Annotated in this window: 21 protein-coding genes; 12 read left to right on the forward strand and 9 right to left on the reverse strand. The window is 41.0% G+C overall.

The window, feature by feature from the left end; translation table 11 throughout:
• Positions 1–18: 18 nt before the first annotated feature.
• The 4 genes from RE317_RS07160 to RE317_RS07175 form a co-directional block, all read right to left on the reverse strand.
• Positions 19–3,279 carry a S41 family peptidase gene (locus RE317_RS07160; RefSeq protein WP_008671441.1) on the reverse strand — a complete coding sequence of 1,087 codons (3,261 nt, stop codon included), beginning with the start codon at positions 3,277–3,279 and terminating at the stop codon, positions 19–21.
• 29 nt (positions 3,280–3,308) lie between these two features.
• Positions 3,309–3,575, reverse strand: coding sequence for a hypothetical protein (locus RE317_RS07165; RefSeq protein ID WP_005847085.1), 267 nt, complete (start codon positions 3,573–3,575; stop codon positions 3,309–3,311).
• A gap of 2 nt (positions 3,576–3,577) precedes the next feature.
• Positions 3,578–3,934: a phage holin family protein gene (locus tag RE317_RS07170; protein ID WP_005847087.1), complete on the reverse strand. Its 357-nt coding sequence runs from the start codon at positions 3,932–3,934 to the stop codon at positions 3,578–3,580.
• Positions 3,935–4,011: 77 nt separating this feature from the next.
• A complete protein-coding gene (locus RE317_RS07175) occupies positions 4,012–4,209 on the reverse strand; it encodes a YtxH domain-containing protein (protein ID WP_005847090.1) in 198 nt (65 codons plus the stop codon).
• Between the two features lie 210 nt (positions 4,210–4,419).
• On the opposite strand from RE317_RS07175, the gene RE317_RS07180 reads away from it, so the two are divergent.
• On the forward strand, positions 4,420–4,917 hold the full coding sequence (locus tag RE317_RS07180) for an SPOR domain-containing protein (protein ID WP_005847093.1): 498 nt from the start codon (positions 4,420–4,422) through the stop codon (positions 4,915–4,917).
• A 125-nt stretch (positions 4,918–5,042) separates the two neighbouring features.
• Positions 5,043–6,002 carry a PCMD domain-containing protein gene (locus RE317_RS07185; RefSeq protein ID WP_005851380.1) on the forward strand — a complete coding sequence of 320 codons (960 nt, stop codon included), beginning with the start codon at positions 5,043–5,045 and terminating at the stop codon, positions 6,000–6,002.
• 332 nt (positions 6,003–6,334) lie between these two features.
• On the opposite strand, the gene RE317_RS07190 is transcribed toward RE317_RS07185, so the two are convergent.
• Genes RE317_RS07190 through RE317_RS07200 form a run of 3 tightly spaced genes read right to left on the reverse strand, consistent with a single transcriptional unit; the run spans position 6,335 to position 9,570 of the window.
• Entirely contained in the window at positions 6,335–7,429 is a 1,095-nt protein-coding gene (locus RE317_RS07190) for an OmpA family protein (protein ID WP_005847098.1), read from the reverse strand.
• Positions 7,430–7,472: 43 nt separating this feature from the next.
• Positions 7,473–8,321, reverse strand: coding sequence for a DUF3869 domain-containing protein (locus RE317_RS07195; protein WP_008671435.1), 849 nt, complete (start codon positions 8,319–8,321; stop codon positions 7,473–7,475).
• A 10-nt stretch (positions 8,322–8,331) separates the two neighbouring features.
• The gene (locus RE317_RS07200) at positions 8,332–9,570 is read right to left on the reverse strand and encodes a hypothetical protein (RefSeq protein ID WP_008782197.1); all 1,239 of its coding nucleotides are present in this window, start codon (positions 9,568–9,570) and stop codon (positions 8,332–8,334) included.
• A 206-nt stretch (positions 9,571–9,776) separates the two neighbouring features.
• Between RE317_RS07200 and ruvX the strand changes: the two genes are divergently transcribed.
• The 8 genes from ruvX (at position 9,777) to RE317_RS07240 (ending at position 17,552) form a co-directional block, all read left to right on the forward strand.
• A complete protein-coding gene (gene ruvX, locus RE317_RS07205; protein WP_008671433.1) occupies positions 9,777–10,196 on the forward strand; it encodes a Holliday junction resolvase RuvX in 420 nt (139 codons plus the stop codon).
• Between the two features lie 23 nt (positions 10,197–10,219).
• Entirely contained in the window at positions 10,220–10,774 is a 555-nt protein-coding gene (gene def, locus RE317_RS07210) for a peptide deformylase (RefSeq protein WP_005851386.1), read from the forward strand.
• Positions 10,775–10,846: 72 nt separating this feature from the next.
• Positions 10,847–12,856 carry a tetratricopeptide repeat protein gene (locus RE317_RS07215; RefSeq protein WP_005847108.1) on the forward strand — a complete coding sequence of 670 codons (2,010 nt, stop codon included), beginning with the start codon at positions 10,847–10,849 and terminating at the stop codon, positions 12,854–12,856.
• Between the two features lie 80 nt (positions 12,857–12,936).
• Positions 12,937–14,877, forward strand: coding sequence for a threonine--tRNA ligase (thrS, locus tag RE317_RS07220; protein WP_005847110.1), 1,941 nt, complete (start codon positions 12,937–12,939; stop codon positions 14,875–14,877).
• Between the two features lie 115 nt (positions 14,878–14,992).
• On the forward strand, positions 14,993–15,589 hold the full coding sequence (infC, locus tag RE317_RS07225) for a translation initiation factor IF-3 (protein WP_005847112.1): 597 nt from the start codon (positions 14,993–14,995) through the stop codon (positions 15,587–15,589).
• A 71-nt stretch (positions 15,590–15,660) separates the two neighbouring features.
• Positions 15,661–15,858 (forward strand): 50S ribosomal protein L35, encoded by a 198-nt coding sequence (gene rpmI / locus RE317_RS07230; protein ID WP_005851390.1) that lies wholly within the window; start codon positions 15,661–15,663, stop codon positions 15,856–15,858.
• Positions 15,859–15,969: 111 nt separating this feature from the next.
• Complete coding sequence (gene rplT / locus RE317_RS07235) at positions 15,970–16,320, forward strand: 50S ribosomal protein L20 (RefSeq protein WP_005847114.1); 351 nt, start codon at positions 15,970–15,972, stop codon at positions 16,318–16,320.
• 464 nt (positions 16,321–16,784) lie between these two features.
• Complete coding sequence (locus RE317_RS07240; RefSeq protein ID WP_005851391.1) at positions 16,785–17,552, forward strand: EFR1 family ferrodoxin; 768 nt, start codon at positions 16,785–16,787, stop codon at positions 17,550–17,552.
• Positions 17,553–17,601: 49 nt separating this feature from the next.
• Here the strand turns inward: RE317_RS07240 and mltG are convergent, their stop codons facing one another.
• The gene (gene mltG / locus RE317_RS07245) at positions 17,602–18,636 is read right to left on the reverse strand and encodes an endolytic transglycosylase MltG (protein ID WP_008671429.1); all 1,035 of its coding nucleotides are present in this window, start codon (positions 18,634–18,636) and stop codon (positions 17,602–17,604) included.
• A gap of 200 nt (positions 18,637–18,836) precedes the next feature.
• Here mltG and RE317_RS07250 point away from each other — a divergent pair, with 200 nt between their 5' ends.
• A complete protein-coding gene (locus RE317_RS07250) occupies positions 18,837–20,360 on the forward strand; it encodes an alpha-N-arabinofuranosidase (protein WP_005847120.1) in 1,524 nt (507 codons plus the stop codon).
• A gap of 89 nt (positions 20,361–20,449) precedes the next feature.
• Here the strand turns inward: RE317_RS07250 and RE317_RS07255 are convergent, their stop codons facing one another.
• Positions 20,450–21,307, reverse strand: a complete 858-nt coding sequence (locus RE317_RS07255) for a DNA/RNA non-specific endonuclease (protein WP_005847122.1) — start codon at positions 21,305–21,307, stop codon at positions 20,450–20,452.
• 124 nt (positions 21,308–21,431) lie between these two features.
• On the opposite strand from RE317_RS07255, the gene RE317_RS07260 reads away from it, so the two are divergent.
• Complete coding sequence (locus RE317_RS07260) at positions 21,432–22,781, forward strand: alpha-L-fucosidase (protein WP_005847124.1); 1,350 nt, start codon at positions 21,432–21,434, stop codon at positions 22,779–22,781.
• The last annotated feature ends 14 nt before the right edge of the window (positions 22,782–22,795 follow it).

Below are 22,795 nucleotides of genomic sequence, written 5' to 3' on the forward strand. Positions count from 1 at the left end.
TATCAGGATGGGATTGTTTTATTTCTTTTCCCCTATTGTTTTCAGCATTTCTTGTACGGCTGCTTCCAACTGCTGGTCTTCACCTGCCAATGCCTTTTCTGGAGTATTATAAACTTCAATGTCTGGAGAAAGTTGGTGATTTTCCGCATATTGTCCACGCATATCCATACAACCCACCTGAGGAATACCGAACACAATGCTCGGGTCGATCTGGTTTTCCCACCATACGGCAGTCATTGTGCCCGGAACCGGAGCACCAATCAGTTTGCCTATCTTTAATTCCTTGTAAACCCATGGGAAGCCATGTGCGTTACTGTAATTGTCCTCGCATACCAATACGCAGGATGGCTTGAGCCATTTATTGAATGGGTCGCTGCCTATGTATTGTCCGCGTGGAACGAAACGCTGATATTCCTTGCCGCTTAATAAAGTGGCCAAGTCATCATGTAGCCATCCGCCTCCATTGTGGCGTGTGTCAACAATAATAGCTTCTTTGTTGCGGCAGCGTCCCAATACTTCACTATATACTTCGCGGAAACTTTGACTGTCCATGCCTTTTACGTGTACATAGCCGATGCGGCCTTCGGATAACTTATCGACTATATTGCGGCAACGTTCTACCCAACGTTTGTACAGCAAGTTACTTTGTTCGCCCATGCTGATAGCTTTGATGGTGATATCAAAACGTTTGCCGGTAGCCGGATTATATATGGCCAGTAACACTTTTCTTCCGGCTTTGCCTTCCAGCAGCGGGAAGTAGTCTTGCCCTTTCACGATAGGTTTGCCGTCAATTTTCTCGATGATGCAACCGGGAGTAACATCCGTTTTTTTCACGGCAAATGGACCTTTTGCCAATATTTCTTTAATTTTTAACCCGTCACCATCATAAGTTTCGTCATAGAATACTCCTAGGGTCGCTGTGGATAGTATAGGGCCGTTTGAGTAGTAACGTGCTCCGGTGTGCGAACCGTTTAACTCACCCAGCATTTCACTCAGCATTTCCTGAAAATCATAATTGTTATTGATGTATGGAAGAAAGCGTGCGTATGCTTCGTGATAGCCTTTCCAGTCTACTCCGTGCAGATCTTTTACATAGAATTTATCTTCTACTTGTTGCCATACATGATCGAAAATATATTCGCGTTCACCATAGGGTTGGTAGTCGAAGAAAGCTTCGAATTCTACAGGTTTGGTTTCACCACTGCTGACAGTGACTTTCTTGATACCACCTTGGCTGCAAAGGAACAGATTCTCGCCTTTCTTATCAGGAAGCAGGGCTCCGCCACCGACTTTTTTCATGACGATTTTAGTCTTGTTTTCTTTAAGATCGTGTTCCCATAAATCATATCCGCTTTCGAAGGCTGCTTGATAATATAGTTTGTCACCCTTCGGAGTTAATACAGCATCTCCCAATCGTGAAGAATTTACAGTCAGACGAATCACACGGTCACGGCTGTTTTCAAGGTCGAAAACCAGTGGTTTTACTTCCTTCTTGTCATCTTCTTTCTTGGAGTCTTTCTTTTTATCTTTTTTATGATCGGCCTTCTCCTTCTCTTCACTCTTCTCTTTGTCTTTCTTTTCCGAGTCTTCCAGCAAGGCAAGCTCTTCCTTGCTCATTCTGAAACGGTCGTATGCGTCCAGGTCGAAGAACATGATATAGATATCCGCTTCAGCACCCCAGCTTCCGTGACTGCGGAATCCTGCGCGGTCACTTTCCCAAATCATGGCTTTTCCATCCAATACCCATTTGGCATTGCCGTCACTGTATCCACTTTCGGTCAGATTATGAATTTCTCCGTTACCAGATGCGTTGACCAGTGCAACATCCTTGTTATTCCATCCGCCAATACCTATGTAGTTGGTAAGAATCCATTTGCTGTCCGGACTCCATTGATACCATTGGTCGCCGTCACTATAAGAATATTCGTACTTGCCGTCCATGACGGTGCGTACAGCTTTTGATTTCAGATTCAGAACACGGATGGTAGTACGGTTTTCAAGAAAGGCTACTTCTTTGCCGTCAGGACTGTATTGAGGTTGGAATGAAGTGATATCCGAATTGGTCAGTCTTTCCTCTTTGATATCGGTTGCGTAAGCGAACTGTTTTTCTTCCTTTTTAGCTAGACTGGTTTGATAAATCTGCCATAATCCGTTTCTTTCGGAAGCGTAAACAATACTTCTTCCGTCCGGAGAAAAGTGAATATCGCGTTCCTGTTGCGGAGTATTGGTGATTTGTTTGGTAGTGCTGTATTCTGTTGATGTGACATATACATCTCCGCGTAGTACAAAAGCAATTTCCTTTGCATCGGGCGAAAGGGATATCTCTGTTGCTCCGTTACGCTTGATCTGGCGGATGAGATCTTTGTCGTTCTTGTCGGTGACAATGGAAATCTGAACTTTTTGCGGAATGGCACCTTCTTTTACCGTGTAGATTTCGCCATCATATCCATAGCATAATGTTCCATTGGAGGCAGCACTCAGGAAGCGTACCGGATGTTTGGTATGGTTGGTAATTTGTTTGGATGTATTACCGTCAATATCACGTTTGAAAATATTAAATGAGCCTTTTTCCTCACTTAAATAATAGAATGATTTATCATCTGAAGCCCAAACGGGAGTGCGGTCCTCACCATTGAAAGCAGTTTGTTTGCGAAAGGTACGGTTTCCATTCAGAGAACACAGCCAAATATCGCGGGTAATGGATGAAGTGTGATGTTTACGCCAAGGGTCTTCATATCCTTTTTTGTCATGGTAGAGTAAAGTATTGCCTGTATGATTGATACTGATATCTTCCATCGGCATGGAAGAGAAGAGGATGGGGCGTCCGCCTTCGGTATTGACTTCATATACTTGTTGGAATTGTCCGGAGGGGAATTGTGCGTCTTCTGCTGTTGGCATTATATTGGCTAGAAACAGAATGTGTCCGGCATCTTTATAAGCCACCGGGGTTTCATTACCCGAATGGGTAGTTAATCTTTTGGGGATACCCCCTTCCTTGTTTACCTCAAAAATATCCATACTTCCCATTCGGTCTGATGCGAAAGCAATTTTTTTTCCGTCAGGGCTCCAGATGGGTTTGGTGTCGTGGGCAGGGTTGGTTGTAATCTGACTGGCCCTGCCGCCTGTAGAAGGTACTGTGTAGATGTCACCTTTATAGGTGAATGCGATGGTGGTTCCATCCGGAGAAATGGCACAATAACGCATCCATAATGGATTGTCCTGTGCATACGTGGAAATTGACAACAAAATTGCCGCCACACCTAGTAGCTGTCTTTTCATGTGGATAAAATGTTGTGGTTAATACTAAGTTATTTCTTTTTTTTCAGGAAATATCCTCTGATTCTTTGCATGATCTTGATACCGGTCCGTACTCCGTCATAAACGGCGATTCCTGTATTGATATGTTGCATAATGCCTTCTACGCCTCCTTTGTGTTCTACAGGCGCAAAAAGTTCATGTATGGTTTGTACCATTTCTTTTTTAGCTTGCTGTACTTCTTCCAACTTCTCAGCTTTTCGTTGTGCTATCACTTCCAAAGTGATGATGGGCGTTTTATTAGGAGTATTCTCTTTCATAATCAGTTGTCATTTAAAAGCAAGTTGGCAAGGAAATTTACCATAGGCTGAACAATCAGCCGTTTGCGGAATAAAACGATTAACAGAATCAGCAGAATAATGCATCCGGTAATGATTCCATAACTGGCCATAAGCCCGCCTACATGAGGTGCGAGTACATAGGCCAATGTAAATGATAAGTAGAAAAGGGCGATAATACCTAATATCAATAATATAAAGACAAGGATGAGGGTTGATATCAGTATAGTAAGTTTTTCTACTAAATGTAGTTTTACATAATCCTTTTGTAACTCTGCGTACTTTTTAAGCTCTGCCAGAAGTTGTTGCAGATTATCTATATTTTTATCGTTTGCAAACATGCGTGGAGTTTTGATTTAAAAATTATTGTCATTCCGGACTTGTATCCGGAATGACAATACACTTTTGTGGGCGTTGCTTATTCTTTTACCTCGGCTGCAATTTCATCGACCAGATTTTCCATATCTGTGCGACTTAATTTGATACCTCTTTTACGTAAAGCATCAGCAATTTTGCTACGAGTGTCTTCTCCGCTTTCAGGAGCAAATAAAATACCGGCTGCTGCACCAACTACGGCTCCGCCTAGGAATGCAGCTAAAATACTTAATCCTTTCATAGTTTTTTGTTTTTTGTACCTTACAAATCTAACAAATAAAACTGAATGTTGTTGTTTATTTTGTCTATTTTTGAATAGAAATTGGAGATTCTTCTCTGATTAACTAAATTTAACTCCGTTCTTGCTGTGAAAGCTGTTGATATATTGCTACTTTTGCACCAATATAATGGAATTAAACTAGAGTATTAATTTATAAAAGATTGAGTAATCATGAAAAAATTAGTTGTGTTGGGTATGGGATTGTGCGTAGCCTTGGCATTTTCCTCATGTAAATCTAGCGAAAGTGCTTACAAGAAGGCTTATGAAAAGGCAAAACAACAGGAATTGGCTGAAGCTCCTGCCGATCAGGTAGAAGCGACTCCGGTTGAAGCTGCTCCGGTAGTATCTGCCCCCGTGACAACTGCTCCTGTTGCCGGTCCGGTTCGCGAAGAGAAAGTAGAACTGGTTTCAGGTGACGGCTTAAAAGCATATAGCGTAGTATGTGGTAGCTTTGGCGTGAAAGCGAATGCGGAAGGTCTGAAACAATATTTGGATGGCCAAGGCTATAATGCCAAAGTGGTTTATAATGCTGAAAGAAATACGTATCGCGTTATAGCATCTTCATACGATGACCGTGCGGAGGCTACTCAGGCAAAGGAGGAATTTAAGGCAAAATATCCTAACCGTGACGATTTCCAAAAGGCATGGTTACTATATAGAGTATATTAATGATTTCTTTTTGGTAAATTAAGAAGAAAATATAGTCTATTTTTCTTTATTAAAAGCGGCAACTGTGAAGTTGCCGCTTTTTTTTATAGCTTTGCCGGTTCTAAACAACAATAAAAACTAAGGGTATGAAATATTATGGCAGATTATCGGTCGCTGCTCTTTTGGCTATAGCACCGCTGTATGGCTTTGCCCAGGAAAAGGTGGTACCTATAAAATACGGAGATATGGATCAGTGGATAATCCGTAAGGTTCATGAGTCCGGTGTTATAGGCGGCAATACCAAACTTCTTTATGAGATAGGCCCTACAAAGGAAATAGATGGTAACAAACCTTATAAGAATATGGGAGGGTCTCCTTGGGGAACCTCTAATGTGATGGCTAAGGTAGTGGGCATTGTTAAAACAAATAATTCTGTTTACAGGGACAAACGGGACAATGGATATTGTGCTCGTCTGGAAACGCATATAGAGAGCGTCAAGGTATTGGGAATGGTGAATATTACTGTATTGGCAGCCGGATCCATTTATTTAGGTGATATGCTGGAGCCGATAACAGGAACCAAGAATGCTGAGAAGAATATGAATTGGGGAGTTCCTTTTACCCAACGTCCCAAAGCTGTCCGTTATGATTATAAGGTAAAGATGTCTGGTGAGAAAGATCGTATCCGGTTGACAGGCTTCAGCAAGAAAGGTCAGGTGGCAGGGCAGGATTGTGCGATAACTGTTTTCTTTTTGCAAAAACGTATGGAGGACGCTGAAGGAAATATTACTGCGAAGAGGGTAGGAACTATGGTGGTGAAGTATGATAAGGACTCGGATGGTTGGGTGAATGGTGCTACTTATGAAGTGCTGTATGGTGATATAACCAAGCATCCGTCTTATGATCATGAAACGATGGGGTTGAGAGAGAGAGATTATACTAGAAATAGTAAGGGAGAAAGTGTCTTGATTAAAGAAACAGGATGGGCGGAGGCCAATGAGAATCCTACCCACATGATACTGCAATTTTCGTCCAGTCATGGGGGAGCTTTTATCGGTTCTCCCGGAAATACGCTTTGGGTTGACAATGTGAAGCTGGTCTATTGAAGATAAGTAAATGCTTTTGTTTGTGTAATGTTGCAGGTGCAAGATATATATCTTGCACCTGCAACATTATATGCCCTTTGCTTATATATCCTGGGAGTATTTTAAAAAAGCTTTTTGTTTGTGATATAGCCCGGTATCTTGTTACAAGATTCGGTAAATGTTGCCTCAAGTTTCCGGAATTGTATAGCCAAGATTCGTAGATTCTTGTTATACGGTTTGTTTGCTGTTGCTGCTTATGTGATTAAAAATGCAGTTGAAGAAAAAAAGAGGGAGCATCGTTTGTTACGATACCCCCTTCTTTAATTTATCAGAGTTTTATCAGGTAGCAATGATTATTTTACTTCCAGAATAACTACGCGGTTCAGATAGTTCTTGCCAAACATGTTGTCTGTTCCACCCATAGCAACTTTTTCAAGTTGGCTTTCTTTTACGCCTTCTGCAACCAATGCATCGTAAACAGCCTGAGCACGTTTTTCAGACAAAGTCTGGTTGAATGAAGCAGATCCTGTAGCTTTATCAGCGAAGCCTGCGATTTTGTACTTGGCGTTAGGATTAGCTTTGATAGCTTTAGCCATTAACTGTACATTAACCATACCTTCCGAACTGATTTTTGCTTTACCGATCTTGAAGAAGATAGCAACTTCTGCAGCGCTAGGAACTTCTTTAATCACTTCCTTGACTACTTCTTTCGGAACTTCACGAACCACTTCCTTGATCACTTCTTTTTCTACTACACGGTCTTCAACTTTAGCAAACTTCTTGCCGCCAAAAGTATAGCTTACACCTGCTGTGATCATACCTGTACCTTCTGCCTTACGGTGATCGCTGATGTTACCGAAGATTGAAGGAGCGATTGCACCACGAGCTTCAACATCGATAGCCCATTTATTGTTTAAGTTAAACTTTAAACCTAAACCGGCAGAAGCGCCTATACGAGCTTTAGCTTTTGCTTCACCGGATGTAGAAACACCAGTTCTTTCACCTGTGTTGCCATCGTAAGTATAAACAACATTTGCAGATTTTGCAACAGATAACTGAGGACCTACAAAACCATAAACTTCAAAGAAACGGTTAGGATTAGCGCCTGCAAATAAAGATGACAAGTTTACCATTGCATCAATATTCGCTCCAACATAGTTCTTGTTGTGTTCGTGATAGCCAATTTCTTGTAAACATAAACTTTGCCATATTCCGTTCACTTGACCGCGTATTCCCCAAGTCGGAGTAATATATTTACCAAGCGAAATACTGAAATTCGGAGATATTCTGTTAAATCCATCGTTTGCTACAGAGTGTATACCACCACCTACGCTAATAAAAATATTATCGCTCCATTTCGGAGTATAATAATTAGTTTCTTGTGCTTTAATTGTTGTTGCACATACGCCTGCCAATAATAAAGACAGGGTTAAAAATTTATATTTCATTATATTATGTTTTTAGTGATTAAATCAAAATATTAACTGGCTATTAGTCTGCAATAATAATACCACCACCGGCATTGCTGTCATCTCCATGTCCATGACCGTGGCCGTGACTTGGAGCATGTCCATGACCCGGTATTTGCTCATTTTTAGGAGAAACTATAGTATTGTAAGAATCGACTGTGAAGCTTGCAACAGGATTTCCATCTCTTTTAGGTGATTTTTCGATTATCTGATAAACAGATGTTGTTTTCATATAGTCCACAAAAACACTAAAACGGGAATGTGCTAATACCTGTACATCATTTAGAGTCACTTTGTCTTCTCGGACACCTTTATTATAAGCATCTATAATGTTATTTATTTCGCTGTCGTTTCCCTCATAATCGTTCTTTATAACTTCACTACCTTCTTTTTTAGTGTAAGTTACTGTAATGTAATACCAATAATCACTGGTATTATCCTTGAACCCACTGTGTTTAGTTGTTTCTATTTGAGAATTACTACTTTCTTCTTGTGCAAAGAAATTCTCGCTTAAGATAATAGTAACTTCTTTTGCACCGAATTGACCTGCTTTTAGTGCAGGAATAGTAACTGATGCAGAACCAGTCATTCCCTCGTATTTTGCATTTATATTAATGGATTCACTAGCTAGTTCAGGTGTACCTTCGTAGGTTCCGTTACCTTTACTGAAAGAAATTTCTGCACTTTGAGTTACATCTGTACCTGTAGTCGCATCAATAACCACGGGGGTTATAATAAATTTTGCATTTACGGGGGTAACCTCAATTCCAATATTTTCCTTCTCACAAGAAGTAAACATTGTTGTTGTCAATGCTACTATGGCCAGTGCCAATTTAGCACTTAAACCACTTAAAAATTTGTTTTTTTTCATCTCGATAAAATTAAAATTTTAATAATTCTGATTTAATAAAATATGGATTAAAACTATTACTTTCCATTATGTTGTCACTCGTTTCAGCTTTATATTGTTTATAATATTTTCGTTCATTTCCTGCGTTATAAATAATTCCCATATTATTTGAGAAGTTTACACGCGGTATATATTTATGTCTTTTGTTTTTATAAAAAGGAAGCGCGACTTGAAACCTGAATCCACCATTACTGTTGGCATGTTCTGCTTTCATTGCGTAAAAACCTATGGACGCATATCGGAAATGACGTATCATTTCAAACTTGATACCTTTTTCTCCTAATAAATATCTTTCTCCTTTTAAGCTAAATTGTGTATTATATCTCGGCCAATAAAAGTTTCCTCCAATTGTCCATGTTGTTGTCATTTTCGTATCATAATGTAGCTTGAAGCCATTCCAATAACCTATACCTACATAACCAATACGTGCTTCTATAGAGAAACGTTCGTCTTTAAACGGATAAAACAATGATAAATCACTTCCCCATCTGTCTGCATTAAAATAGCCTATAGTTGCTTTCCCATATATATTATATGGCAGACGGAAACGCTGGGAAAGGGTTATATGTCCCGGATGAACTTTATCTTCCAATATCCCATATCCATCGTTATACACAGGTATCTTTATCTGTCCTGTTAACTTACTTCCTGGCCATAAGGAAACTTCAATAGCTGGGCTTAAGTCAAATAACACCTGATATATTTGTGTAATAATCATATTCATATATGATAATTGAGGATATACCATAATATCTACTTTAAACAGCGAACTGTTCTTTTTCTTTTCTTTCTTCACCTTGTCCCAACTGTCACCTATATCATAACTGACTTTCCAGTCTTCACCGCTTACCACTGTTGTGTCACCGGCAAGAGGCTGATAGGTCAGTGAGACCTGAGGTATATTATAGTTGGTAACAATCAACTTACAAGATTTGTCCTTGGGTAATCCCATCGACTGTATGATATCTACAGCCTTTCTGATACCCAACGCTTGAATTTTGTAAGCACTGTTTTCAACCACATAAACTCTTTCTTCAGGAGTATCTGTCCATCTTACATTTTCAAATCCCATTTTTACAAGACTATCTGTTGTTAATTCTCCTGTTGATTGGCTGAAACTTTTTAATGGAATCATAACAAGCAACAATATAGCTATACAATACAACAAACATCTATATGAAACTCCTTTGGAAGAGCTCTGATTTTTCATTTTATAACAAATACCTGTTTCGATTTAACAATTATGCGGCCTCTACGTTAAACCACATATTCGGTGCAAAAATAAGTACTATTTTTTAAATAGCAAATAAAATTAAACGAAATGAATCATTCCTTTTGAAAAAACAGTTGAAAAAGCATATTTTAATCTTTATATATAAAATAGGTATGGAATAAATTTGTATTTTTGCAAACTATATGAGTAGAATATTAGCGATAGATTACGGTAAAAAGCGCACAGGTGTGGCTGTGACGGATGTTTTGCAGATTATTGCAAACGGGTTGACAACTGTTCCTACACACCAACTACTGGACTTTATTCTGAAATATGTGGAAAAAGAGCCTGTGGAACGCATCATTGTGGGGCATCCTAAGCAAATGAATAATCAGGAGTCGGAAAATATGCGTAATATTGTCCCTTTTGTCAATCAACTAAGGAAAAAATTACCGGATATACCGGTAGAGTTTGTTGACGAGCGGTTTACGTCCGTATTGGCCCACCAAGCCATGTTGGATGGAGGCTTGAAGAAAAAAGACAGGCAGAACAAAGCTTTGGTTGATGAAATCAGTGCTACGATAATCTTACAGTCTTATTTGGAGTCGAAGAAATATATTTAATAAATAAAAACAGATTAAGAAAAATGATATTACCTATTTATGTGTACGGACAACCGGTGTTGCGTAAAGAAGCAGAGGATATTACCCCGGATTACCCTAATTTGAAAGAGTTGATAGCAAATATGTTTGAAACCATGAATCGTGCAGATGGTGTGGGCTTGGCTGCTCCGCAAATAGGTCTGCCTATTCGTGTTGTAACTATTGATTTGGATGTGATGTCTGACGACTTGCCCGAATTCAAGGATTTCCGCCGTGCCTATATAAATCCTCATATTTTAGAAGTGGGTGGAGAGGAAGTCAGCATGGAAGAAGGTTGTTTGAGTTTGCCCGGTATCCATGAAACGGTGAAACGTCCGGACCGTATTCATGTGACTTATTTGGATGAGGAGCTGAACGAACATGACGAGTGGGTGGAAGGCTATTTGGCAAGGGTCATGCAGCATGAATTTGATCATCTGGACGGAAAAATGTTCATTGATCATTTGTCTGCATTACGCAAACAGATGATTAAAGGAAAGCTGGGGGCCATGCTGAAGGGCAAGGCGCGTTGCTCCTATAAGGTCAAGACTATAAAATGATAACTCCGCAATTTTGATCTATGCGCCACCAGTGGCGCATTTGTGGGAAAACCGTATTTTTATAAATACAAAATGATAAAACGGATACTCTATACATTATTAATAATGTTCCCTGTAGTGGCTTCGGCACAGATAAATACGGACAGGGTGATGGCGATAGGGCGTAATGCGCTTTATTTTGAGGATTATGTCCTTTCGATTCAATATTTCAATCAGGTGATTAATGCAAAGCCTTATTTGTCTGATCCTTATTTCTATAGAGGTCTGGCGAAGATAAATTTGGATGATTTTCAGGGGGCGGAGAGTGATTGTTCGGAAGCTATTGAGAGGAATCCGTTTGTGGTAAGTGCTTATCAGGTGCGTGGATTGGCACGGATCCAGCAGAATAATTTTGCAGGAGCTATAGAAGATTATACCAAGGCGTTGGAGTTTGATCCTGAGAACATAGGGGTATGGCATAATATGGCCCTTTGCCGTATCAGACAGGAGGATTATAAGGGGGCGAAGAATGATCTGGATAAGCTGATCGCCATTTCCCCCCGATATACAAAGGCCTATTTGATGCGTGGTGAGGTGGATTTGAAGCAGAAAGATACTTTGGCTGCCGAAAAAGACTTTGGCAAGGCGATTGAAATAGACCGTTATGATGCAGATACATGGGCCAGCCGTGCTATCCTTCGTCTGCAACAGCAGAGATATAAAGATGCGGAAGCCGATTTTGATCATGCCATCCGTCTGTCCACCCGGAATTCAGGTGTTTATATCAACCGTGCTTTGGCCCGTTACCATCAGAATAACCTGAGAGGAGCGATGAGTGACTATGATATTGCATTGGATATTGATCCCAATAATTTCATCGGCCATTATAACCGGGGCTTGTTACGTGCACAAGTAGGCGATGACAACCGGGCTATTCAAGACTTTAATTTTGTTATCGAAATGGAGCCCGACAATATGATGGCTATTTTCAACCGTGGTCTGTTGTTGGATCAGACAGGAGATTATAAAGGGGCAATTAAAGATTATTCTACGGTGATAAATGAATATCCCAATTTCTTGCTGGGATATCAGTACAGAGCGCAGGCGCGTAGGAAAATAGGGGATGTGAAAGGTGCTGATGCAGATGAATTCAAGGTGTTGAAAGCACAGCTGGATAAACAGAACGGAGTAGATCCTAATAAGCAGACTGCCGATAATACGGAGAATAATAAAACCCGTAAGAAGTCCGACAAGAACATGAACAACTATCGTAAGATAGTGGTTGCCGACAACGAAGAGGGAGAAGAAAAATATAAGAGTGACTATCGTGGACGCGTGCAGGATAAGAATGTGAATATTGTTCCCCAGCCCATGTTCGTGCTTACCTATTATGAAAAGCACGATGATGTGAAACGGCAGGTCAACTATTATAAGTTCATTGAAACATTGAATAATCAGAAAGTACTTCCCGGCCGTCTGATTATAACTAATGAGGAAGCTCCTCTGACGGAAGAACAAGCTACAAAACATTTTGCATCCATTGACGAACAGACTGCTGCCATTGTGGCTGATCCGAATGATGTGAACAAACGTTTTGCACGTTCATTGGACTTTTATCTGGTGCAGGATTTTGCAAGTGCCATTGAAGATTTGAATCAGGCTATTATTATAGAAGATCATTTCTTCCCGGTTTATTTCAACCGTGCTCTCATCCGTTATAAGCAGCTGGAATACCAGAAGATGGAAAAAGAGTATGATTTGAAAGCCGGTCCGGGAGAGAAGAGTGCAGTGAAAGCTGCGGACTATGAAATGGTAAAGCGCGATTTGGACAAGGTGATTGAGCTGGCTCCGGATTTTGTCTATGCTTATTATAATAGAGGTAATGTGCTTTCTATCTTGAAAGACTATCGTGCGGCAATTGTTGATTATGACAGAGCCATCCAGTTGGATCCTAAATTTGCGGATGCTTATTTCAATCGCGGCTTGACACATATTTTCTTGGGTAACAACAGGCAAGGTATACAGGACCTGAGTAAAGCAGGTGAGTTGGGGCTTTTCTCTGCTTACAATATCATCAAACGCTTTACGGAACGAAAAGAATAACATTTTTTTGCTAAAAAGAGGATAAGTCAAAAAGATTTCGTTATTTTTGCATCCTCAAGATAGAATATAAATAGAAGATTATGATAAAGATAACATTCCCCGACGGCTCCGTTCGCGAATATAACGAAGGAGTTACTGGTCTGCAGATTGCAGAAAGTATCAGTTCACGGCTGGCACAAGATGTTTTAGCTTGTGGCGTGAACGGTGAAACGATTGATTTATCTCGCCCTATCAATGAAGATGCAAACTTCGTTCTTTATAAATGGGAAGACGAACAGGGCAAACATGCTTTCTGGCATACTAGTGCCCACTTGCTGGCCGAAGCATTGCAAGAACTTTATCCGGGCATTCAGTTTGGTATCGGTCCGGCCATTGAAAACGGTTTTTACTATGATGTAGACCCGGGTGAAGCAATCATTAAGGAAGCAGATCTACCCGCTATCGAGGCCAAGATGGCCGAGTTGGCTGCAAAGAAAGAGATATTGGTGCGTCAGAGCATCGCTAAAGAGGATGCGTTGAAGAAATTCGGTGAAAGAGGTGAGACTTATAAATGTGAATTGATTTCCGAACTGGAGGATGGACACATCACCACTTATACACAAGGTGCGTTTACCGACCTTTGCCGTGGTCCTCACTTGACCTCTACCGCTCCTATCAAAGCTATCAAGCTGCTTTCTGTAGCCGGTGCTTATTGGAGAGGACAGGAAGACCGCAAGCAGATGACACGTATTTATGGTATAACTTTCCCGAAGAAGAAAATGCTGGACGAATATCTGGTAATGCTGGAAGAAGCCAAGAAACGCGACCATCGTAAGATAGGTAAGGAAATGGATTTGTTCATGTTTACCGATATGGTGGGCAAGGGACTTCCCATGTGGTTGCCGAAAGGTACTGCCTTGCGTATCCGTTTGCAGGATTTCTTGCGCCGTATCCAGGCCCGTTATGATTATCAGGAAGTAATGTGTCCGCCTATTGGCAACAAGAACCTGTATATCACTTCCGGACACTACGCTAAGTACGGTAAGGACTCGTTCCAGCCTATTCATACACCCGAAGAAGGGGAAGAATATTTCCTGAAACCGATGAACTGTCCTCATCACTGTATGATTTATAAGAATTCTCCACGTTCTTATAAGGACCTGCCGTTGCGTATCGCGGAATTCGGAACCGTATGCCGCTACGAACAAAGTGGTGAATTGCACGGACTGACCCGTGTGCGCAGTTTTACACAAGATGATGCTCACTTGTTCTGTCGTCCCGACCAAGTGAAGGAAGAATTCCTTCGCGTGATGGATATCATCAACATTGTGTTCAAGTCTATGAATTTTGAGAATGTGGAAGCTCAGATTTCTCTTCGTGACAAGGTGAACCGCGAAAAGTACATCGGTAGCGATGAGAATTGGGAAAAAGCCGAACAGGCCATTATTGAAGCTTGCGAAGAAAAAGGCCTGACTGCGAAAGTGGAATATGGTGAGGCTGCATTCTATGGTCCTAAATTGGACTTTATGGTGAAAGACGCTATCGGTCGTCGCTGGCAATTGGGAACAATTCAGGTAGACTACAACTTGCCCGAACGCTTCCAGTTGGAATATATGGGCTCAGATAACCAAAAGCATCGTCCGGTAATGATTCACCGTGCGCCTTTCGGATCAATGGAACGTTTTGTTGCCGTATTGATTGAGCATACTGCCGGTAAATTCCCGCTGTGGCTGACTCCTGACCAGGTAGCTATTCTGCCTATTTCTGAGAAATTCAATGAGTATGCGGAACAAGTGAAAGCGGAACTGAGAAAATTCGATGTTCGTGCTATTGTGGATGACCGTAATGAAAAAATCGGCCGTAAGATTCGTGACAATGAAATGAAGCGTATTCCTTACATGTTGATTGTAGGCGAGAAAGAAGCTGAAAACGGTGAAGTTGCAGTCCGCAAGCAGGGCGAAGGCGACAAAGGAACCATGAAAATAGAAGAATTCGGAAAAAATCTTGCCGAAGAAGTTTCTAATATGATAAATAAATGGTAACTTTGCAGCCGTTTGCAAAAGAGCGCATTGTTAAACCTTTATGTATTCTTTTGCGTTAAGATAAAGAAATACTAATTAAAATAAGAAGAAACAAACAGGAACTAAAAGTTTTTTAATGAAGAATGACAGTTTAAAAGGGCAACACAGAATCAATGAACAGATTCGTGCCAAAGAAGTCCGCATTGTGGGCGACGATGTAGAATCGGCAGTTTATCCGATAGCTCAAGCTTTAAAAATGGCTGAGGATCATGAGGCTGACCTAGTTGAAATTTCACCCAATGCTGTTCCTCCAGTTTGTAGAATTATTGATTATTCTAAATTTCTTTATCAATTAAAGAAACGTCAAAAGGAACAAAAGGCTAAACAGGTAAAGGTAAACGTAAAGGAAATCCGTTTCGGACCTCAAACAGATGATCATGACTACAACTTCAAGTTGAAACATGCCATCGGATTCTTGCAGGACGGAGACAAGGTGAAAGCATATGTGTTCTTTAAAGGTCGTTCCATTCTTTTCAAAGAACAAGGCGAAGTATTGTTGCTTCGTTTTGCGAATGACTTGGAAGAATATGCAAAAGTAGAGCAGATGCCCTTGTTGGAAGGTAAGAGAATGACTATTTCTTTGGCTCCGAAGAAAGCGGGCTCTCCGAAGAAGGCAGAAACGGATACTGCTAAAAAGGAAAATCCGAAAAAGGCAGTAGAAACAAAAGAATAAAAAAAGAGTGCGTAACGCGCCGGTATAGTGCGTTACCACCATTTGAATAATAATTTAAAATTAAAAACAAGATGCCAAAGATCAAGACTAACTCCGGTTCTAAAAAAAGATTCGTTCTTACCGGAACAGGTAAAATCAAAAGAAAGCACGCTTTTCACAGTCATATTTTGACTAAGAAGACTAAAAAGCAGAAAAGAAACCTTGTACACTCAGGTCTAGTAGCTAATGCTAACTTGGATCAGGTTAAGGAATTGCTTTGCATGAAGTAATCTAAAAACAACGAAAGCGTAAACGTATTATTTAAAGTATTAACCGAATGTCTTTAGCTTTAAGTTCACCGTGTGAAACAGTGGCGCTAACATTCAAAAAGAATTAAAACTATGCCAAGATCAGTAAATCATGTTGCTTCTAGAGCAAGAAGAAAGAAAATTTTAGGTCTTACCAAAGGTTACTTTGGTGCAAGAAAGAATGTATGGACAGTAGCAAAAAACACTTGGGAAAAAGGTTTGACCTACGCATACCGTGACCGTAAGAACAAGAAACGTAATTTCCGCGCTTTGTGGATTCAGCGTATCAACGCTGCCGCTCGTCTAGAAGGAATGTCTTATTCTAAATTGATGGGTGCATTGCACAAAGCAGGTATCGAAATCAACCGTAAGGTGTTAGCTGATTTAGCTATGAACCATCCGGAAGCATTCAAAGCAATTGTTGCTAAAGCAAAAGCTGCTTAATTCTTCTGTAAACGGCGATATAAAGATTTATGAAAGAGCAATCTCTACGAGGTTGCTCTTTTTTATTGCGGATGCCTTGTGATGTTTCCTTAATAAATGGAAACAACAATAAGCAGAATTACAGAGAGTTATTTTCTTGCTTATTATTTTTAACAAACAAATTCTGCTATACTCTTGTTTATATCATAAAAAGGACGTATATTTGTCATACGGAAAGAGATGAAAAGCGAGCCGCATTAGTTGGATTGGGAAACTCATCAAACTAATCTGAAAACCGAGACATAGCTTCATCTTCCAATGGCGGGCCACGCCTTCGGGTAGCATTTATGCCGGTGGATTACAAAGGAGGAGAGCACTCAAAACCTGTCATTCGGAGTTTCATCGCATCACTGGTGCGGCTTCATTATAAGGCGATGCTAATTCAAAAGATTAGCATCGCTTCTTTTTATAAAAATAGTACGGATATGATATTTTATTTTTCAGGTACAGGTAATTCGGCTTGGGTGGCAAGGCAGCTGGCGGAAGGACAGAATGAGGAATTGTTGTCCATAGCTATGGAAATAGACAGGAACAAAGCGTATAAGCTGAAAGAAGGGGAAAAAGTAGGTTTTGTTTTTCCTGTATATGCATGGGGACCTCCCAAGATAGTACTTCGTTTTATTCATCAGCTAAAGTTGGATAAGCCGGGATACCTTTTCTTTGTCTGTACTTGCGGAGATGATACAGGCCGGACTGCACAAATTTTTTCTTCTGCCGTTACCCGGAAAGGTTGGCAATGTGTTGCCGGCTATTCGGTTACTATGCCGAATACGTATGTTTCTTTGCCCGGTTTTGATGTAGATGATAAAGATATAGAAACCCAGAAAGTACAGAATGCTGTTGCCCGTGTGCGTTTTATCAACGAAGAAATTACATCAAGGGCTCAAATGAAACAATATAATTGTCATGAAGGTGCGCTTCCATTTACTAAATCCTATTTGCTGCGCCCTCTTTTCAATGCTTTTCTGATGTCTCCCAAGCCTTTTCATGCAACGGAAGCCTGCATTGGTTGTAAGAAGTGTGAGAAGGTTTGTCCTGTGGGCAATATAACAGTGACGGATCGTCCCGTTTGGGGAGGTAACTGTACTCAATGTCTGGCTTGTTACCATGTTTGTCCGGTACATGCAGTGGAATATGGAAAGATGACCGGGAAAAAAGGACAATACAAAGGAAGGTTGCTGAAAGATTTATAGATACACATTAAATAATCCATTGGGAGGGCGGACCTATAGTCCGCTCCTTTTATTTTATTTTTCGCCGGTTTAACGCTTGTTGATAGCGTCTTGCATTAGCTTGATGCTGGGCTGCTGTGACAGCGAAATTATGAGTGCCTGAGAAATCTTCTTTTGCACACATATAAATATAATGATGCTGTGTATAGTTCAGTACGCTTTCCAATCCTTGGATGGATGGGATTCGGATAGGTCCCGGAGGTAAACCTGCATGTTTGTAGGTATTATAAGGAGAATCCACTTCCAGATGTTTGAAAAGAATGCGTTTCAGTCCGAATTCCTGTAAACCAAATTTTACCGTCGGGTCTGCTTGCAACAACATCCCTTTATTCAATCTGTTAATATAAAGTCCTGCGACCATGGGCTTTTCGGGACCATTGGCCGTTTCTTCTTCCACGATAGAGGCCAGGGTGGACACTTCTTCAGGAGTAAGTCCGATATGTTGAGCCTTTTTCAGCCTGTCATTATTCCAAAAGGCAGCATGTTCTTTTTGCATCCGTTTCATGAAAGCGTCAGCACTCATATTCCAATAAACCTCGTAAGTGTTAGGAATAAAAAGGGAGGGTAGTGTCTCTTGGGTATATCCCATTTGTGCACAGTAAGCACTGTCGGAAATTAATTTGGCAATATCCAGAGAATCAATCATGAGCTGGCGCGAAACGGCCCGCACTAATCTGTCCACGGTGCGTACACTGGGTACAGTCAGATTAATGGGAGTCTGGTATCCCATGGAAAGACGTCGGAAGAGGTAGCGCATATTGTCCGATGGATTGAGAGCGTAACGTCCTGTCCGTATATTGTCGCCATACTTCTCTTTTTCTGCCAGATATTGAAAACCGAACATACTTTTAGGATGTCCGTTCCGGATTATTTTATGGTATACAGAATCCAGGTTATCATCTCTGTCTATATAAATATAGGTGGTTTTTGTAAGTTGGAATTGTTTGGCAAAGAAATAATAATATATACTTCCTGCACCGCCTGCTCCTATCAGGATAATGATAAGGATAACAATCCATACAATAGTACGCTTCTTTTTATTCATTTTAGTCTATCGGGCTTTTTTGTATGCAAATATAGGCAAATATCCGTTTCTTTTCTACTTTTGACGATTTTGTACCCCTAAAAATACAATTTTGTCCACTATCCGGTTGATGTAAAATGTGTAAATTTGACCAAACGAAAAACGAGAACGCAAATATAGTATAATTAATTATTTTATTTTTAATCATGAAAAATGCACTTATGGGCTTGGCATTGTTCGCTGCAATGCCGGTATTTGCCCAACAGAAAGCGACTATCAATGTACATCCCGAGCAAGGGAAAGAAATCATCAGTAAACATATTTACGGGCAATTTGCAGAGCATTTGGGAACCTGTATCTATGGAGGCTTGTGGGTAGGTGAGGATTCTAAAATTCCCAATACCCAAGGCTATCGTAATGATGTGCTTCAGGCATTGAAAGACTTGAAAGTGCCGGTGCTTCGTTGGCCGGGCGGATGTTTTGCCGATGAATATCATTGGATGGATGGTATCGGTCCGAAAGAGAACCGCCCCCGAATGGTCAATAACAATTGGGGAGGTACAGTGGAAGATAATAGTTTCGGAACACATGAATTTCTGAACTTGTGTGAGCTGATAGGTTGTGAGCCTTATATCAGCGGTAATGTAGGAAGTGGGAGTGTGGAAGAAATGGCGAAATGGGTGGAATACATGACTTCCGAACAAGGTAGCCCGATGGCGAAACTGCGTAAGGAGAACGGTCGTGAAAAACCATGGAAAGTGAAATTCTTTGGGGTAGGTAATGAAAGTTGGGGATGCGGAGGCAGTATGCGTCCTGAATATTATGCAGACTTGTACCGCCGTTATTCCACTTATTGTCGTGACTATGATGGCAATCACTTGTTCAAGATTGCAAGTGGTGCCAGTGATTATGACTATAACTGGACAGAAGTACTGATGAAGAATGTAGGTCACCGTATGGCCGGTGTGTCTTTACATTATTATACAGTGATGGGATGGAGTGGAAGCAAAGGATCGGCTACACAGTTCACTGATGATGATTATTATTGGACTATGGGCAAATGTCTGGAAATAGAACCGGTGCTGAAGAAGCATATGGCAATTATGGATAAATATGATCCGAAGAAGCAAATCGGTTTGATGGTGGACGAGTGGGGAACCTGGTGGGATGAAGAGCCGGGAACTGTCCGTGGACATCTGTATCAGCAGAACACGTTGCGCGATGCTTTCGTGGCCTCTTTGACACTGGATGTTTTCCATAAATATACGGATCGCATCAAGATGACAAACATTGCCCAGATTGCCAATGTGCTTCAGTCTATGATTTTGACAAAGGACGACAAGATGGTTCTGACACCGACTTACCATGTCTTTGAAATGTATAAAGTGCATCAGGATGCTACTTATCTTCCTTTGGAACTGAACTGTGAACGCAAGATTGTACGCGACGACCGTATTGTCCCGATGGTAAGTGCTACCGCTTCACGGGATGCAAACGGTTTGATTCATATTTCCTTGTCTAATGTGGATTTGCAGGAATCGCAGGAAATAGAGTTGAACTTGGGTGAGGTAAAGGCCAAGAGTGTTACCGGCCGTATTCTGACTGCTAACAATATAGGTGATTACAATAGTTTCGAGAAACCGAATGTGGTTGCCCCGAAAGAATTTACCGGAGCAAAGGTCAATAAAGGGAGCTTGAAAGTGACTCTTCCTGCCAAGTCTATCGTAGTGCTGGAAGTGAAATAAAACCCGTACGTTCGTGTGCCCCCACACATACGTATGTGTGGGGGTATACATACGTATGTATCGTTTCATGCCTGCGTATGTGTGACAGACTACGGTAATTCTTGTACCAACTCAGCTTCGATTCTGTTTTCTATTTCATCCGGCAGGGCAGGGAAGAAATCGATATCCGTTCTTTTCTCTACGCTGTCTACTGTTACCATATATTTCTTCAGTGGCTTATGTCCGGCGCTGTTGGGGAAAATAAATCCTATGGCTTGCGGATTTTTCTTATCATTTATCAATATGACTTTATAGAAAGCATGGGGGACTGCCACTTTATTGTTGCCAATTCGTTTGGGGCGTTTAGTATCATATATAGGTCCGCAGGCAATATACACGGCTCCATATTTTTTTGCCCATTGGCGTGACTTTTCCTCCAGGTCATTCCAGTCGCCGCGGTTCAGATTCGGATTTTGCGGACAAATGTTGCTCATATAAAAAGATTCTTCCATGGCTTGTTTGTTCCATTTCATATCGGCGGCAGGGGCCATGTGTCCCCGGTCGTATCCTGATTTTGTATAATCTCCCGTATATGCTTTGGCTCCACGTACGTCCGGGTCGGGCAAGAATTTATTTGTTCGCCCTTCTTTTCCTTTTGTTTCTTTTTTAGTAAGTTCCCACGCCACCCATTGTGGAGTTTTGTAATCGGCATTATAAGACAGGGTATATCCTTTACGTTTCAGAATCTGGCCGCCTGTACTTGATTGTATCATCGGAATTTCCAATGCACCGCCATGTTGGGGCGAGGTCAGTATTTCTGGCTTTTCTTCATTGCTTTCGATAGTGGGGATATTTTCAAGCAGTTTCCCGTCAAACAATTGATGTTTATATGCCAAAAGTCCCAGTAATACTAAAATAATGATGACTCTCAGGGGACTATTGGATTGTTTCTTTTTCTTTGCGCTCATATTTGTTCTGTTTTAGGGGTGCAAAGATAGAATAAAATATAAAAATACATTATCTTTGTCCATTATATAGCTGTAAATTTTAATAATACTGATATGCTATCCTAACTAATCAAACCTATTATATATGAAAAAGAACCGATTATCGTTAGCGTTCCTGAGTCTGCTGATTGCAGCTTCTCCTTTACGGGCACAAGATACGCTACAGAATGAAACAGTCGAGCAGAAAGACAAGAGAATGGAATGGTTTTCACAAGCCAAGTTGGGTATCTTTATCCATTGGGGAATTTATTCCGTCAGAGGAGTGTCCGAAAGCTGGTCCTTCTTTAACAACTACCTGCCCTATGATGAATACATGGAGCAGGAAAAAGGTTTCACAGCCTCCAAGTATGATCCGAAGGCTTGGGTGGATCTGATAAAAGAAAGTGGAGCCAAATATACAGTGATAACTACCAAACATCATGACGGAGTTGCGTTATGGGATACCAAAGTAGGAGATATCAGCGTCGTGAAAAGCACTCCGGCAAAACGTGATCTCATAGCTCCCTTTGTAAAGGAAGTAAGAAAACAAGGATTGAAACTTGGCTTCTATTATTCTTTATTGGACTGGTCTCATCCTGATTACCCAAACAAAACCCGTACGGAAGTACGTTATAAAAATGATCCTGAACGTTGGGCCAGATTCAACAAGTTCAATTTCGGACAATTGGCGGAGCTGAACAAAACCTGGAAACCGGATCTGTATTGGTTCGACGGGGATTGGGAGCAAAGTGCGGAAGCTTGGAATTCCAAAGGTATTGTAGATCTGCTCCGTTCGGATAATAAGAATGTGATTATCAATTCGCGCATACAGGGATATGGCGACTATGCTACTCCCGAACAGGGAGTGCCAGTGGTGCGTCCCGAGGATAAATATTGGGAGCTTTGTATGACCATGAATGATTCATGGGGATATCAGCATACAGACAGCAACTATAAATCACCCTATATCTTGCTTCGTACATTTGTAGACTGCCTGAGCATGGGCGGTAATCTTTTATTGGATATCGGTCCGAAAGAGGACGGTTCCATTCCTGAAGAACAGATCGCTGTGTTGAAGGAGTTCGGCCGATGGACCAAGAAGCATAAAGAAGCTATTTATGAAACTCGCGCAGGGATTCCTACCGAGCATTTCCAGGGATATACCACACTGAATAAGGCGGGGGATATTCTGTATTTATACCTCCCTTACAAACCTAACGGTCCGGTGGAAGTAAAAGGGCTGATGAACAAAGTGAACCGTATATGGGTGGTTGGTAACGGAGCTATGTTGAATTACAAGGTCTACAATAAAAATTATTGGAACTCAGTACCGGGCAATCTTTATATTGATGTACCCCAACAGGTACAGGATGAGCAGATTACCGTGCTGGCCGTGTTGCTGGATGGGCCGATCAAACTCTATCGTGGAGTGGGACAAGTGCAAGATAATAACTAATCTGAATCAGAAAA

The sequence above is a fragment of the Phocaeicola sp. GP0067 genome (assembly GCF_031119655.1).
Lineage (GTDB): Bacteria > Bacteroidota > Bacteroidia > Bacteroidales > Bacteroidaceae > Phocaeicola > Phocaeicola vulgatus.